Origin of the sequence: Altererythrobacter sp. BO-6 (assembly GCF_011047315.1) — a bacterium.
In the GTDB taxonomy this organism is placed as follows: domain Bacteria; phylum Pseudomonadota; class Alphaproteobacteria; order Sphingomonadales; family Sphingomonadaceae; genus Erythrobacter.
Window position 1 is genome coordinate 1,555,344 of record NZ_CP049259.1, and the last position, 13,897, is coordinate 1,569,240.

Annotated in this window: 15 protein-coding genes; 4 read left to right on the top strand and 11 right to left on the bottom strand. The window is 64.2% G+C overall.

Annotation, left to right across the window (positions count from 1 at the left end):
• Window positions 1-10: 10 nt before the first annotated feature.
• A complete protein-coding gene (locus tag G6N82_RS07635) occupies window positions 11-1,762 on the top strand; it encodes a bifunctional metallophosphatase/5'-nucleotidase (RefSeq protein WP_165195282.1) in 1,752 nt (583 codons plus the stop codon).
• A 9-nt stretch (window positions 1,763-1,771) separates the two neighbouring features.
• Here the strand turns inward: G6N82_RS07635 and G6N82_RS07640 are convergent, their stop codons facing one another.
• The 9 genes from G6N82_RS07640 to G6N82_RS07680 all read right to left on the bottom strand — a co-directional run bounded on the left by G6N82_RS07640 (window position 1,772) and on the right by G6N82_RS07680 (window position 8,910).
• Window positions 1,772-2,404, bottom strand: coding sequence for a hypothetical protein (locus G6N82_RS07640; RefSeq protein WP_165195284.1), 633 nt, complete (start codon window positions 2,402-2,404; stop codon window positions 1,772-1,774).
• Window positions 2,405-2,503: 99 nt separating this feature from the next.
• Entirely contained in the window at window positions 2,504-3,304 is an 801-nt protein-coding gene (locus G6N82_RS07645) for a DUF1295 domain-containing protein (RefSeq protein ID WP_165195286.1), read from the bottom strand.
• Window positions 3,297-3,926 carry a 1-acyl-sn-glycerol-3-phosphate acyltransferase gene (locus tag G6N82_RS07650; protein ID WP_241255031.1) on the bottom strand — a complete coding sequence of 210 codons (630 nt, stop codon included), beginning with the start codon at window positions 3,924-3,926 and terminating at the stop codon, window positions 3,297-3,299. Before G6N82_RS07650 ends, G6N82_RS07645 begins: the two co-directional genes overlap by 8 nt.
• 76 nt (window positions 3,927-4,002) lie before the next feature.
• On the bottom strand, window positions 4,003-4,320 hold the full coding sequence (locus tag G6N82_RS07655) for a hypothetical protein (protein ID WP_206520136.1): 318 nt from the start codon (window positions 4,318-4,320) through the stop codon (window positions 4,003-4,005).
• 446 nt (window positions 4,321-4,766) lie between these two features.
• Window positions 4,767-5,159, bottom strand: a complete 393-nt coding sequence (locus G6N82_RS07660) for a DUF559 domain-containing protein (protein WP_165195290.1) — start codon at window positions 5,157-5,159, stop codon at window positions 4,767-4,769.
• Between the two features lie 129 nt (window positions 5,160-5,288).
• Complete coding sequence (locus G6N82_RS07665; RefSeq protein WP_165195292.1) at window positions 5,289-5,678, bottom strand: hypothetical protein; 390 nt, start codon at window positions 5,676-5,678, stop codon at window positions 5,289-5,291.
• A 3-nt stretch (window positions 5,679-5,681) separates the two neighbouring features.
• The gene (locus G6N82_RS07670) at window positions 5,682-7,331 is read right to left on the bottom strand and encodes a carboxyl transferase domain-containing protein (RefSeq protein ID WP_165195294.1); all 1,650 of its coding nucleotides are present in this window, start codon (window positions 7,329-7,331) and stop codon (window positions 5,682-5,684) included.
• Entirely contained in the window at window positions 7,328-7,747 is a 420-nt protein-coding gene (locus G6N82_RS07675) for a hypothetical protein (RefSeq protein ID WP_165195296.1), read from the bottom strand. The genes G6N82_RS07670 and G6N82_RS07675 overlap by 4 nt, the downstream gene beginning before the upstream one ends.
• Window positions 7,744-8,910, bottom strand: coding sequence for an isovaleryl-CoA dehydrogenase (locus tag G6N82_RS07680; protein WP_165198055.1), 1,167 nt, complete (start codon window positions 8,908-8,910; stop codon window positions 7,744-7,746). Before G6N82_RS07680 ends, G6N82_RS07675 begins: the two co-directional genes overlap by 4 nt.
• Window positions 8,911-9,070: 160 nt before the next feature.
• Between G6N82_RS07680 and G6N82_RS07685 the strand changes: the two genes are divergently transcribed.
• Genes G6N82_RS07685 through G6N82_RS07695 form a run of 3 tightly spaced genes read left to right on the top strand, consistent with a single transcriptional unit; the run spans window position 9,071 to window position 11,866 of the window.
• Window positions 9,071-9,538 carry a hypothetical protein gene (locus G6N82_RS07685; protein ID WP_165195298.1) on the top strand — a complete coding sequence of 156 codons (468 nt, stop codon included), beginning with the start codon at window positions 9,071-9,073 and terminating at the stop codon, window positions 9,536-9,538.
• 34 nt (window positions 9,539-9,572) lie between these two features.
• Entirely contained in the window at window positions 9,573-10,334 is a 762-nt protein-coding gene (locus G6N82_RS07690) for an ABC transporter ATP-binding protein (RefSeq protein ID WP_165195300.1), read from the top strand.
• Window positions 10,331-11,866 carry a glycine betaine ABC transporter substrate-binding protein gene (locus G6N82_RS07695; RefSeq protein ID WP_165195302.1) on the top strand — a complete coding sequence of 512 codons (1,536 nt, stop codon included), beginning with the start codon at window positions 10,331-10,333 and terminating at the stop codon, window positions 11,864-11,866. The genes G6N82_RS07690 and G6N82_RS07695 overlap by 4 nt, the downstream gene beginning before the upstream one ends.
• Here G6N82_RS07695 and G6N82_RS07700 read toward each other — a convergent pair.
• Both G6N82_RS07700 and lgt read right to left on the bottom strand, forming a co-directional pair.
• Entirely contained in the window at window positions 11,863-12,921 is a 1,059-nt protein-coding gene (locus G6N82_RS07700; RefSeq protein WP_241255032.1) for an SAM-dependent methyltransferase, read from the bottom strand. The two genes, G6N82_RS07695 and G6N82_RS07700, sit on opposite strands and share 4 nt — an antisense overlap.
• Window positions 12,918-13,871, bottom strand: coding sequence for a prolipoprotein diacylglyceryl transferase (gene lgt / locus G6N82_RS07705; RefSeq protein WP_165195304.1), 954 nt, complete (start codon window positions 13,869-13,871; stop codon window positions 12,918-12,920). Before lgt ends, G6N82_RS07700 begins: the two co-directional genes overlap by 4 nt.
• Window positions 13,872-13,897: the final 26 nt, after the last annotated feature.

The following is a 13,897-nucleotide window of genomic DNA, read 5'->3' on the forward strand; positions in this document are numbered from 1 at the left end:
TGTGGGGCCCATGAGTCGCCTTTTCCCGCTGTTCGCCGCACTGCTGCTGTCAGCCTGCGCCGCAACCCCGCCGCCTTCGCCCGCCACGCCGCTGCAACCGCAGGTCTTGCGGGTGATCGGGCTTAACGACTTCCATGGCAATCTGGAGCCGCTGCCGCGCCCGATCCGCGTGATCGAAGATGACGGCACCGAAAGGCAGATTACCGTCGGCGGTGCAGCCTATCTGGCGAGCGCGGTCGAGCAGGCCCGCGCCGGGGCCGAGCATTCGCTGGTGATCGCGGCGGGCGACCTGATCGGGGCCAGTCCGCTCGCCTCCAGCTATTTTCTCGATGAACCCGCGATCGGCGCGATGAACCGCATCGGGCTGGATTTCAACGCGGTCGGCAATCACGAATTCGATCGCGGCTGGGAAGAGCTCAAGCGGATGCAGGAAGGTGGGTGCGAGCAGTTCACCGTGCGCCAGCCATGCGCGGTCGAAAGCCCTTACCAGGGCGCGGATTTCCAGTTCCTCGCCGCCAATGTGATCATGCCCGATGGCAGCACTCTGTTCCCGGCTTACAGCGTCCGCTCGTTCGGCGAGGGCGCAGGCAAGTTCGAAGTCGGCGTGATCGGACTGACGCTGAAGGACACGCCGACACTGGTGACGCCAGGCGGCGTTGCCGGCCTGACCTTCGAAGCCGAGGCAATGGCGATCAACCGCGCGGTCGCAGCGCTCACCGCCAAGGGCGTCGAAGCGATCATCGTCGCCATCCACGAAGGGCTCTACACCGAAGTAGGCTATAACGACAAAAGCTGCGGCGGGGTCTATGGCCCATTGCTCGGCATCCTGCGCGAGGTCGATCCGCGGGTCGACCTGGTCATCTCCGGCCACACCCATCGCTCCTATGTCTGCGACTTCACCGACATCGACCCGAGCCGACGCTTCACCGTGGTCAGCGCGGGCTATGGCGGATCGCTGCTCACCGAAATCGACCTGGCAATCGATCCCGTAACCCGGGATGCACGGGTCATGCGCGCGGACAACCGCGTAGTGCAAAGCAGCCGTGTCGCTCCAGACGGCACGCCCAGCGAAACGGTGGCCAGCCTGCCGCAATACGCGCCGGATGCCGAGGTGGCCGCCTATGTCGCGCGCTATGTCCAAGCGGCGCAGACCGCGGCGACGCGCCCGGTCGGGCGGATCAGCGGCGACGCGCACGGCCCGCCGCTTCCTGCCACGGAAGAAACCAGCCTTGGCAATGCGATTGCTGATGCACAGCTGTTCGCGACCCGCGACGCAGGCGCGCAGATCGCGCTGATGAACAATTCGGGCGTACGTAACGGGATCGACCCCGCGCAAGACGGCACCATCACCTATGGCGACATTTTCTCGGTGCAGCCCTTCGCCAACCAGCTGGTCACCCGCAGCTTCACCGGCGCGCAGCTGCTGGCGCTGCTCGAACAGCAGTTCGACAGCCAGGGTTTCCTCCAGACCTTCAGCGTATCGGAGGGTTTTGCGCTCAGCTATGACCTGAGCCGACCCGAAGGCGCCCGGGTGGTTTCCGCCACCTTCATGGGCCAGCCGATCGATCCTGTCACCACCTATCGCGTGACCATGAACAGCTTCCTTGCCGCCGGGGGCGACAGCTTCACCCTGTTCGAAACTGGCACGGACAGCGTGATCGGCCCGCTCGATCTCGATGCCTTCGAGGCATGGCTGGCTGCCGCGGAAATTCGCGAATTGCCGCCGATCGACCGCATCACCGAGGTGACACCGCCGCAATAATGGAGGAGATCAGGTGGCGATGCGGATCGTGTTGATCCCGCGCGCGCCACCGTCCTCGCCCGACAGGCCGACGAAGATGGTGTCGATGATGCGGGCAAGCTTCTCCTCGCTCAGCCGCTCGTCGATATAGGTCAGCGCCTCGGGCAGCGTGTAATTGGTCACCATCTGGTTGATTAGCGACAGCGCCTGGTCGATCTCCAGCCCCGGAAAGAAGCCGTCCGCCTGCGCCTGGGCAATGACTTCGCACAGATAGTGGTCGGCCAGGTCGACGAAACTGCGCACCCGTTCGAAGCGGGCCGCCCCCGCCTCGCACATCATCGCGAAGGCGGCCGGATCGGACCTATAGCGCGACCGGTTGACGCGAAAGCGCCGGACGAAGAATTCATACATCTTGCGATTGGGCGGCAAATCGGCCGCGACGACTTCTTCCATGATCGCGACATGTGGCTCGAACCACAGCTCCACCGTGGCCTCGAACAGATCGTCATCGTCCTCGAACAGTTCTTCCAGCCTGCGCCGCGGCATGCGGCCTGTAGCGATCAGATCGGTCAGGCGCACTTCCTCGCCCCGCTGTTCGAACAACTCATATGCCAGCAGCGCGGCACGGCGCCGCTCTGTCTGCTGCAATTCGGGAGCCATCATCGCCTGATCCTTGATTGACGCCGATCAATCTAATGCCTTGGACGCGCCGCTTAAACCCGCAAATGCGAAATATTTTGCAGCGCAGCGAAACCGGTGCGGTCAGCCGGGCGATTTGGGCGGCAAGGGGATGAAGGCAGAGGTCCGCCGCTTGTATTCGGCGTATTTGTCACCCTTGGTGCGGTCCATGCCCTTTTCCAGCAAGGCTACGCCCGACCACTTGGTGAGCGTGAAGCTGAGGAACAGCGGCCCGGCCACAGTATAGAGCGCATAGTCCCAGCCGGCCGAGGCGCAGACCAGCCAGATCCCCCACCAGGCGGCAAAGTCGCCGAAGTAATTTGGATGGCGAGTATAGCGCCACAGGCCGGTGTCGAGCACCTTGCCATGGCTCGCTGGATCGGCCTTGAACCGAGCAAGCTGCCAGTCGCCCACCCATTCGAAGAAGATACCGACGAGATAGATCGCCACCCCGACCCAGGCGAGCGGCGTGATCGGCGCAGGATCGCTCGAAGCGAGGATCCCGACCTGCGCCGGGCTGGAAACCAGAAACAGCAGCACCGCCTGCATCAGCCACACCTTGGTAAGCGCAGCGACCGCGAAATTGCCCTTTTCGCGGTCTTTCTTGAGGATCATCTTGTAGCGCTTGTCCTCGCCTTCGCGGCTCCACCGGCGGATCAGATAGATGCCGAGGCGAAAGCCCCAGGCGCAGGTCATCGCCATGAGCAGGAAGGCCAGCGCACCCGGCTCGGCCAGCTGGAAATAGCTGGCGATCGCCATGATCCCCATGCCTGCGCCCCAGAAGGCATCGATGAAGGAGACATCGTCGATCTTCACCGATACCAGCCATTGCGCCACCACCAGCGCGAGCAGGATCGCGGCATTCACCAGCAGGGCATCAAGCATGGCCGTTCTCCTCGATCAGTTTCAGCGCCTGCGCTTCGAGCACCGTGTAGCGCGCATAGTCAGGCAGTTTCGAGCGCATGAACTGCGCGATCTTCAGCAGGTCCTGTCCATAATCGCCGGTGGGCCAGATCGGCGGGCCGAACCCAAGAATGTTGCGCTCGTTGCAAACCCAGGCCGGCACCACCGGCACATTGGCCGCGCGGGCGATATTGTAAAAGCCCGATTTCCAGCTGCCGTCGGTGCTGCGGGTTCCCTCGGCTGCGATCACCAGTGCCAGATGATCGCGCCGCGCGAATTCTGCAGCGACCTGTTCGACATAGTTGGCGCGCTTGGTCCGGTCGATCGGGATCCCGCCCATGTCGAACATGAAATTGCGCATGATCCCCTGGAACAGCGTGTGCTTGCCCATGAAATTGGGCTCAACCCCTTCTTCGGCGGTGGCGCCGATGAAGAACACGAAATCCCAGTTCGATGTGTGCGGCGCGCCCGCGATTACGAATTTGGGCAGGTCGGGCAGGTGCCCGTCGATCGTCCAGCCCTTCCAGCGATAGAGCACCATGATGATGCGGCGCACCAGGCGCGACAGCAGCGACCGCTTTCGTTTCGTTTCTGGCGATGACAATTCTCTCTCCCCTGTCGCAAATGCCTAGCAGTTACGTAGCGGAATGCGAGAGGGTTTCGGCAATGCCGTGCGCGGCTTATCCTTCCTCGAACTCGCACTTGTAGCCATTGCCCATCACGGCCAGATTTACCGAAAGGAAACGCCAACCGCGGCTTGTCTTCCATGCGTCGGCATGGAGCACCAGACATTCTTCCCTCGATTTGCCCTCACGAACGGCCAATTTGCGAGTGACGATGCCATATCGACCCTCCACCCGCACCATCGGCGCAGCGAAACGAACGGTTACGCGATCAGGATCGAACATTGCGGTTAGGAATTTACCAGCTTCGGCACCGGCGAGACGCGCAGGAGTGCCATTGCGCTTGATAAACGTGACCACAACGTCATCATGCAAGCCGACCGCGCCGCGGAAATATGGGCTCGGGTGAGAAAGAAAATTGTTGAGAGTGCGGACTGCCAGTTCCAGATCGCCCTCTGGATCATATGGCTGTTCGGACAGGGGAACGGGCGTTGTCGGACGAATGATCGCGCGACCGTTTCCAGCCGCCCCTTGTCCGGCGGACGACGAAGGAGGAGGGGTTTCAACCGCGGAGTTCTCCGGCTGCGCCCAGGAAGGAGTAGCTTGACTGGACGCAGCCGGAGCCGGTTTGGAAGGAGGTGCCTCCGGAGAAGGGGGGCGAGGCGGAGGCCTGCGACGCTGCGATCGTGCAGAGGAACCCGATGGTGCGACCCAAGACTCGGGGATGAGAATTCAAGGTTCCCGCCTCCTTCCGAAAACAACACTAGTCGGTTTTCGTAAGGGATGTCGCGTCTGGCGATGTAGCAGTACGTTTCGTTTGGCTACGCAGTTGCCCCCGGAACGACATCTTCGTGGCCGATCCCGGCCCTTGGATGATGCGCAGGCAAGCGGCCCCGCGCACGCTCCACGATGTCGCTGACTGCAGCAGTCGCGCCATCCAGCAGCTGGGCGGCAGAAACGCGCATCGTGGCGATCCCGGCGCGTTCGAGCCAGGCTTCGCGCTCGCTATCGGTGGCCGAGCCTTCAAGCTCGATCGCGAGCCGTGCATCGGGGCAGTAGAAATCGTGGCGATATTTGCCGGTGGCGCGCTGGCGGTTGAACATCAGCCCTGCGGGCCGGCCACGCAATTCGCGCCACAACAGCGCTTCGCCGAGATAGGAATCAAGCTGCGCGTTGCGCGCATCCTCGTCGATCGCATTGCCCACTGTCGGCACGTCTATTCCATCCGAGTCGCTGTTAGCGGCTGTGGGTTTGCATGCAGCACAGGCGCGGACAAGGATTCGTCGCCGCTGTCACAAATCGTTCATGAAGCGGGCGAGTGCCCACCTCGATGGCTGACCCTGTCACTCGTAGAAAAGGGTCCCGTCAGCGAGATAGAATTCGCCATCGTCACCCTGAACGCGCGCATCCAGCAGGGCGGCAATCTCTGCCATCTTCTTGATGATCGCGTTGTCAGGGGACTTCACGATGATTGCGCCGTCGCGAAAGTCAAACGGCACCTCGCCCGGCGGGCGGTTCAGCAACCGCGCCAGAAACCCAGCGGGCCTGGCCCAGATCGCCAGGCCTTCGTTGGCATAGGCCAGCGACATGCCCTCAGCGGTGGTCCCGACAATCTCACCGACAATCGTCAGGCTCGGGTCAGCTGCGCACAGATCCTGCCATTCCGCCAGCGAGATATCGCTCCCGCTTTCCCAGAAATCCTTGCGGCGGTGGATATGAAGTTCGTAGCCCACTGCTCACATCCGGAACACGCCGAAGGCGGGCCGTTCGGGGATAGGTGCTTCGAGGCAAGCGGCGAATGCCAGTCCCAAAACATCGCGCGTCTGCACGGGATCGATCACCCCGTCATCCCACAACCGCGCGGTGGCGTAGTAGGGGTTGCCTTCGTCTTCGTATTTCTGCCGGATCGGCGCCTTGAAGGCCTCGGCCTGTTCGGGCGTCCAGCTCTCGGCGTCGCGGTGGACGGTGGCGAGCACACTGGCCGCCTGCTCGCCGCCCATCACGGAAATGCGGGCATTGGGCCAGGTGAACAGAAAGCGCGGAGAATAAGCCCGCCCGCACATGCCGTAATTGCCCGCGCCGAAACTGCCGCCGATCACGACGGTAACCTTGGGAACGGTGGCGGTCGCGACCGCGGTGACGAGCTTCGCGCCATGCTTGGCGATGCCCTCTGCCTCGTACTTCCCGCCGACCATGAAGCCGCTGATGTTCTGCAGGAACAGCAACGGGATGCGGCGCTGGCAGGCGAGTTCGATGAAATGTGCACCCTTCTGCGCACTCTCGGAAAACAGCACACCGTTGTTGGTGAGGATCGCCACCGGCATCCCCCAGATATGCGCGAAACCGCACACGAGCGTCGAGCCGAAGTGCTGCTTGAACTCGTGAAATTCGCTGCCGTCGACCAGCCGCGCGATTACTTCTTTGACGTCATAGGGCGCGCGCACGTCCTCGGGGATCAGCGCGTAGAGATCCTCGGCATCGTATTTCGGCGGTCTTGGATCACGCAAGCCGTTCGTGTCGAGCGTAGTCGAGACACTGCCCAGCCCCCGGTTCTCGACTGCGCTCGAACCGAACGGAGAATTGAGGTGGCTGACGATGTCGCGCACGATGGTAAGCGCGTGTTCGTCATTTTCGGCGAGGTGATCGACCACGCCTGACTTGCGCGCATGCAAGTCGCCACCGCCGAGGTCCTCGGCGCTGATTTCCTCGCCCGTCGCGGCCTTCACCAAGGGCGGTCCCGCGAGAAAGATCGTGCCCTGTTCGCGCACAATCACGGTCTCGTCCGACATGGCGGGGACGTAGGCTCCGCCTGCGGTGCAGCTGCCCATCACGCAGGCGACCTGCGGGATACCGAGCGCCGACATGTTCGCCTGGTTGAAGAAGATCCGCCCGAAATGGTCACGGTCGGGGAAGACCTCGGCCTGGTGCGGCAAGTTCGCCCCGCCAGAATCGACGAGGTAGATGCACGGCAGGCGGTTTTCCTGCGCAATCTCCTGCGCGCGCAGGTGCTTCTTGACCGTCATCGGGTAGTAGGTGCCGCCCTTCACGGTCGCGTCATTGCACACGATCATGCACTGCCGCCCCGACACGCGCCCCACCCCGCAGATGATCGAGGCGCCGTTGACGTCGCCCTCGTACATCCCGTTGGCCGCCAGCTGGCCGATTTCGAGGAAGGGCGAGCCGGGATCGAGCAGCCGCTCGACGCGTTCGCGGGGGAGCAGCTTCCCGCGCGACACATGCCGCTCGCGATGCTTCTCCGGCCCGCCCAGCGCGGCCTCGGCCACCCGGGCGCGGAGTTCCTGCGCGAGGGCATGGTTATGCGCGAAACGGGCCTTGGCCTCGGGGCTCTCGCGGTCGAGTTTTGTCGAAAGGGTGGGGGCGGTCATGAAAAGGTTTGTCCTTCACGCAATTCAATATCGCCGATGCAGTCGATCCGTCCTCCGGCATCGACGAATTCGGCTGCTGTCATCTCCCGCGATACAGCCATCTGAGCCGTATCGCACCAGGGGCAACGGTATGTCAGTTCGGGCGGTCGGTAGCGTTTGCGGAAGGTCTGGAAGTCCATGCCGACCGCTGATGGAGCGCGCTGGATCACCTCGGCCAGCCTTGCCGAGCGCAAGTCTTCGGCCTGCTCCACCTCGGCGTCTCTCGCGTGAAAGAGCGCGAGGCGCCGACCGTCGCGATCGCCTGCGCTTGCCAGTCCGTCTGTCGCCATGTCGGTATCGCCACAGAACTCGAAATGCGGGTGACTCGCCCCGCAGTCGGGGCACGAGAGCAGCAGGACCTTGCCCTGAGCGATCACCCCGCTGCCCCAATCAGCTCACGTCCGATCAGCATCCGGCGGATCTCGTTTGTCCCTGCACCGATATCCAGCAGCTTGGCATCGCGCATGTAGCGCTCGACCGGCCAGTCGAGCGTATAGCCCGCGCCGCCCAGCGCCTGGACGCTTTCGGCAGCTACCTTGAACGCATTCTCGCTCGCCAGCAGGATCGTGCCTGCCGCATCGAACCGCGTCGTCTGACCCGCGTCACACGCCTTCGCCACCGCATAGGTATAGGCACGCGCCGATTGCAGCGCGACATACATGTCGGCAACCTTGGCCTGCATCAGCTGGAACGAGCCAATCGGCTTCCCGAACTGCTTTCTCTCACGCAGGTAGGGGATCACCGTGTCGAGGCAGGCCTGCATGATGCCGAGCTGTAGCCCCGCGAGCACCACCCGCTCATAATCCAGCCCGCTCATCAACACGCCCACGCCGCCATTGACCGGGCCCATCACGCGGTCCTCGGGAATGTGGCAATCGTCGAACACCAGCTCTGCCGTGGGGCTGCCGCGCATCCCCACCTTCTCGATCTTCTGACCGATCGAAAACCCCTCGTCGTCCTTCTCGATCAGGAAGGCGGTGATCCCGCGCGATCCGGCGTGACCATCGGTCTTGGCATAGACCACCAGCGTATCGGCCTCGGGCGCGTTGGTGATCCAGAACTTGGTGCCGTTGAGCACGTATCCGCCCGCAACTTCCTCGGCCTTCAATTTCATCGAGACGACGTCCGACCCTGCGCCCGCTTCCGACATGGCGAGGCTGCCGACGCGTTCGCCGGAGATCAGCTTGGGGAGATATTTCGCCTTCTGCTCGTCATTCCCCCAGCGGCGGATCTGGTTGAGGCAGAGGTTCGAATGCGCGCCGTAGCTAAGGCCCACCGAGGCGCTGGCCCGCGAGACTTCCTCGACCGCGATCACATGTTCGAGATAGCCGAGGCCGAGCCCGCCCCATTCCTCTTCCACCGTGATCCCGTGCAGGCCCAGTTCGCCCATCGGCTCCCACAGCTCGCGCGGGAACCAGTCCTCGCGGTCAACCTTTTCGGCAAGCGGCGCGATCTGCTCGTCGGCGAAGCGCGCGACTGTGTCGCGGATCATGTCGGCGGCCTCGCCGAGCTGGAAATCGAAATCGGGGGTGGCGCGCATGGGCTGTTCTTCTCCTCGCCTCGCCCATACCAGCGCGCGCGCATCACGCAAACCGGTTGCAGCTGAAATCACTGCCGATAGCGCGAGATCGGCAATGGCCCTTGGCCGCGCGCGTTCCACCGCCTAGGGTATATTTGGCTGATCGACCGGAGGCTTTTCGATGCGCAATATTCCGCTGCTTGCCTGTGTGCTGGTGCTGGCCGGGTGCAATCCGCCGGCAGACCAGCCCGCTGAAGAAAGCACGCCCGCAGCCGAAGCGACTGCGGAGGCGGACGCCGCAGAGGCGACGGACAGCCCCGAAGCGACACCAACGCCCGAAGAACTGGCGCTGGTCAACACCGCCTGGCGGGTGACCGGCGAAGACGGCGCGATCTACACCACCTTCTTCGATGCCGAAGGCGCCTATCGCGACACCAAGAATGGCGATCCCTGGGCGGATGGTGCGTGGGAACGGCTGGCCGACGGGCGGCTGTGCTTCGAGCCGAGCGATGAAGGCCGTACCGGCGCTTGCTGGACGCTCGGCAAGCACAAGAAGGACGGCACCATGCGCGTCACCGATGACAAGGGGCGCGAAGTGCTGTTGCAGCAGGTGACCTATCTTGCGCCAGTTGCCGAGGCGGAAGGCTGACGCGATCCCACCGGCAGATTCCCCAGCCAAGCCGATGATCGCCTTCGAGAACGCAGCCAGGCATTATGGCGCGGTCGTGGCAGTGGGCGGCGTCGACCTTGCCATTGCGCAAGGCAGCTTTGTCGCGCTGGTTGGTGCGTCGGGTTCCGGCAAATCGACCCTGCTCAAGATGCTCAACACGCTGGTAGAGCCGAGCAGCGGGCGGGTGCTGCTGGACGGGGAAGACGTGACCACGCTGAAGCCTGCAGCCTTACGCCGCCGGATCGGCTATGTGTTCCAAGGCATCGGCCTGTTCCCGCACATGACCGTGGCGGAAAACATCGCGATCGGCCCGCGCCTGCATGGCGAAAAGCTGCCCCCGCAGCGCATTGCCGAATTGCTGGAACTGGTCGAGCTCGATCCCGCGATGGCCAGCCGCATGCCTGATGAACTGTCGGGCGGGCAACGCCAGCGGGTGGGCGTGGCCAGGGCGCTGGCCAACAATCCGCAGGTGCTGGCGATGGACGAGCCGTTCGGCGCGCTCGACCCGATCACCCGCGATGCATTGGGCGAGCGGGTGCGGGCGCTGCATGACCGGCTGGGGCTGACAACGGTGATGGTCACGCATGACATGGCCGAAGCGCTGTTGCTGGCTGACCGGGTGCTGGTGATGGAAGCCGGCCGGATCGTGGCCGATGAAACGCCGGCGGCGCTGATCGGTGGTGCTGGCGGCGCTGAGGCGCAAGCGCTGGTCGCGGTGCCGCGCGCGCAGGCGGAACGGCTCGCCGCGATGGAACGCGAAGGCGGCCGGGCATGAACGGCCTGTGGGACCAATTGCTGGGGCTGGGGCCGCAACTCGCCGCGCATGTGCTGCTCTCGGCCTCGGCGATTGCGCTGGGCATAGTGGTCGCACTGCCGCTGGCGGTGTGGGCCAGCCGCTCGCCCCCGGTTGCGCGTGCAGCGCTTGGCTTTGCCAGCCTGGTGCAGACCGTGCCCGCTTTGGCGCTGCTGGCGCTGTTCTTTCCGATCCTTTTGAGCCTGAGAGTTGTGTTCGGCGAGGGGCTGCCCACGCTGGGCTTCCTCCCTGCGCTGCTGGCGCTGGCGCTCTATGCGCTACTACCGATCCTGCGCAATGCGGTGACCGCGCAGGCCAATCTCGATCCCGGCGTGCTGGAGGCGGCCGATGGCGTCGGGATGACCCGCTGGCAAAAGCTCACGCTGGTCGAAGCGCCCTTGTCAGCGCCCTACGTCATGGCGGGCATTCGCACCGCGGCGGTGTGGACGATCGGCGCAGCAACGCTGGCCACCACGATCGGCCAGCCGAGCCTGGGCGATCCGATCTTCGCCGGACTGCAGACGCAGAACTGGGCGCTGGTGCTGGCCGGGTGTCTTGCCTCTGCCGGGCTGGCGCTGGTGGCCGACTGGCTGTTGTGGTGGATCGAAACCGGCCTCGCCGCGCGCAGACGCTGGCAATGGGGCAGTGCGTTATTGGCCGTGGCGGGCGGAGTGCTGGTCGCGCTGACCTTCCAGTCGGGTGGCGGCGAGCGTGACCGGATCGTGATCGGTGCCAAGGGCTTTTCCGAGCAATATGTGCTCGCGCGGCTGATCGGGCAGCGGCTGGAGGATGCGGGATACGGCGTGGAATATCGCGACGGGCTGGGGTCGGCAGTGGCGCACGGAGCAGTGGCGAGCGGCGATATCGACCTGCTGGTCGATTACACCGGCACGATCTGGACCAACCAGATGAAGCGGAGCGACAACCCGCCGCGCGACGCAATGCTGGCAGAGATCGAGCAATGGGAAGCAGACACCAGCGGCATCCGCGTGCTCGGGCGGCTGGGGTTCGAAAACGCCTATGCCTTCGCCATGCGGCAGGACCGCGCACAGGCGCTGGGTGTCGCAGACCTGGCTGGCCTGGCCCGCGTCGCGCCGCAACTGACGGTTGGCGGCGACCCTGAATTTTTCGAGCGACCGGAATGGGTGGCGGTGCGCGACGCCTATGGCTTGCGCTTTGCCGGGCAGCGCAATTTCTCCCCCACCTTCATGTACAATGCGCTGCAATCGGGCGACGCCGACGTGATCAGCGCCTACACGTCAGACGGGCGGATCGCGGCGGACCGGCTGCGCGTGCTGGCGGACCCGCGCGGCGCCTTTCCCAATTACGATGCAGTGTTGCTCGTCAGTCCGGCGCGAAAAGGCGATGCGGGCCTCATCGCCACGCTGCAGCCACTGATCGGCGCAATCACGGTCGAAGCCATGCGCGAAGCAAATTACGCGGTCGACCGCGACGAGAACAAGCTGACGCCCAATGAAGCCGCGCGGCTGCTCAGCGAAAGGGCGGGGCTTTAGAATCCGGGGGCATCGGTGGGCCAGCCCTTGCCCGTAAGGCCCATCACCTTGAACAGCAGCCCCATCTGGTCTTCGGCGACCAGCCGCGCATGCTGGCGCTTGAGCTTCTCGGCCTCGCCCGGCGAGCGCCGCTGTAGCGCTTCCATCCGCATGTCGATCCCCAGCGCAGTCAGCCAGGCGCCCTGCATCTGCAGGCCGAGCACTTGCACGCCCTGCCGCTGCGCAACCTTGGCGAGCGTTTCGAAATCGACATGCGCGGTCAGATCCATGTCTCCCGGCGCGGAGAATATATCGACCTTCTGGTGCGCCTTGATCGCTTGCAAGGTCGATCCGGAGCGACTCTCGCGCGGGCCGTAATCGATCACCAGCGCGGCCCCGCCCTGCGCCGCCAGCCGATCCGCCAGTTCGCTCATGACCGCGGCCGACGCCGGGCTGGTTTCGATTACCGTGCCCTGGCTGGCATGGCGCCAGCTTTGCGGGACCGCCGCATCCATCGGCTTGTCACCATAAACGAACACCAGCCGGTCACCATCCAGCCCCACCATCCGTTCGCGCCAGCCTTCTGCCGCGCGCAGCAATTGCCGCACCGGCAGGGCATCGAAGAATTCATTGGCGACGATGAGCAGCGGGCCATCCTGAGGCAAGGTGGTGACATCGGCGTGGTGGATCACGCCGCGCATCGTGCCGCGCTGGATCTGGCGCAAGGCGTCTGAGCCTTCGACAAAATGCACCTGCGGGGTGAGGCCGTAGCGCCCGGCTGCGCGCAGTGCATCGACCGCCAGCGTGCCGCGGCCCGGTCCCAGTTCGACATAGTGGACGTTATCAGGTCGCCCAGCCCGCACCCAGATATCGGCCAGCCACAACCCGATCAGTTCGCCGAACACCTGGCTTACTTCAGGCGCGGTGATGAAATCGCCGGTGTCGCCCAGCGGGTTGCGGCTGGTGTAATAGCGTGCGTTGCTGTCACCCATGTATTGGGCGAGGCTGATCGGCCCGTTTTCGCGGATCAGCCGCCGGAATGTCTCCGCCAGGTCGCCGCGCGCATTGTCATTCATGCCTGCGCGGGCTTGGCCTGGCCGGTCCCCACCGGGGGACGGCTTAGCGCGAAGAGCGTTACAATCAATCCAAGCAGAATCAGCGGTATTGTGAGCCATTGCCCCTGACTTAATCCGGTTTCAGCGACGCGATAGGCAAGGTGTGCATCGGGTTCGCGGAAAAATTCGTTAACAAAGCGCGCCGCACCCATCCCTAGCGTGAAAACGCCGACCAGCAGGCCTGGGCGGTAGCGCGCGCTGGTTTTCCAGAACAAAAGCATCATGATCACGAACATGGCCAAGCCCTCCAGCCCGGCCTGGTAAAGCTGGCTGGGATGGCGCACTGTGAAGGTGCTGGCGCATTCGCCGGCCGCGCTGGGCAGGTCGCAGAACACCATCCCCCAGGGCACATCGGTTGCCCGGCCCCAAAGCTCACCATTGATGAAATTGGCGAGCCGGCCCAGGAACATGCCCATCGGCACGGAGACCGAAACATAATCTGCCACCCGCAGGAACGAGAGCTTGCCCCGCCAGCTGACCCACAGCATGGCAAACAGCACGCCCAGCAAGCCGCCGTGGAAGCTCATCCCGCCGTCCCACAGGCGCAGCAATTCCCAGGTCACCAGGCCATCGCCGGAAAAGCTGGTGAACAGTTCGGGGCGGTAGAAAGCGGCATAGCCCAGCCGCCCGCCGAAGATCACGCCCATCGTGCAATAGAAGAAGAGGTCATCGACATGCCGCTGCGCCATCGGCGCGCCCGGCTGCTTGATCATCTTCGTGACATGCCAATAGGCGAACAGGACTCCGCCGAGATAGGCCAGCGAATAGAACCGCAGGGTGAAGAACCCGAGGTCGATCCCTTCGACCAGGCCCAGGTCTTTCCAGAAAATCGGGTCCGATGCGCTGGTTGCGAGAACCCCTGAGGCGGCGAGTAGTGACAGCACGAAGCGAACCTCTATATAGGTGGGCATGCCGCTCCGGCACACCGTTCGGGGCG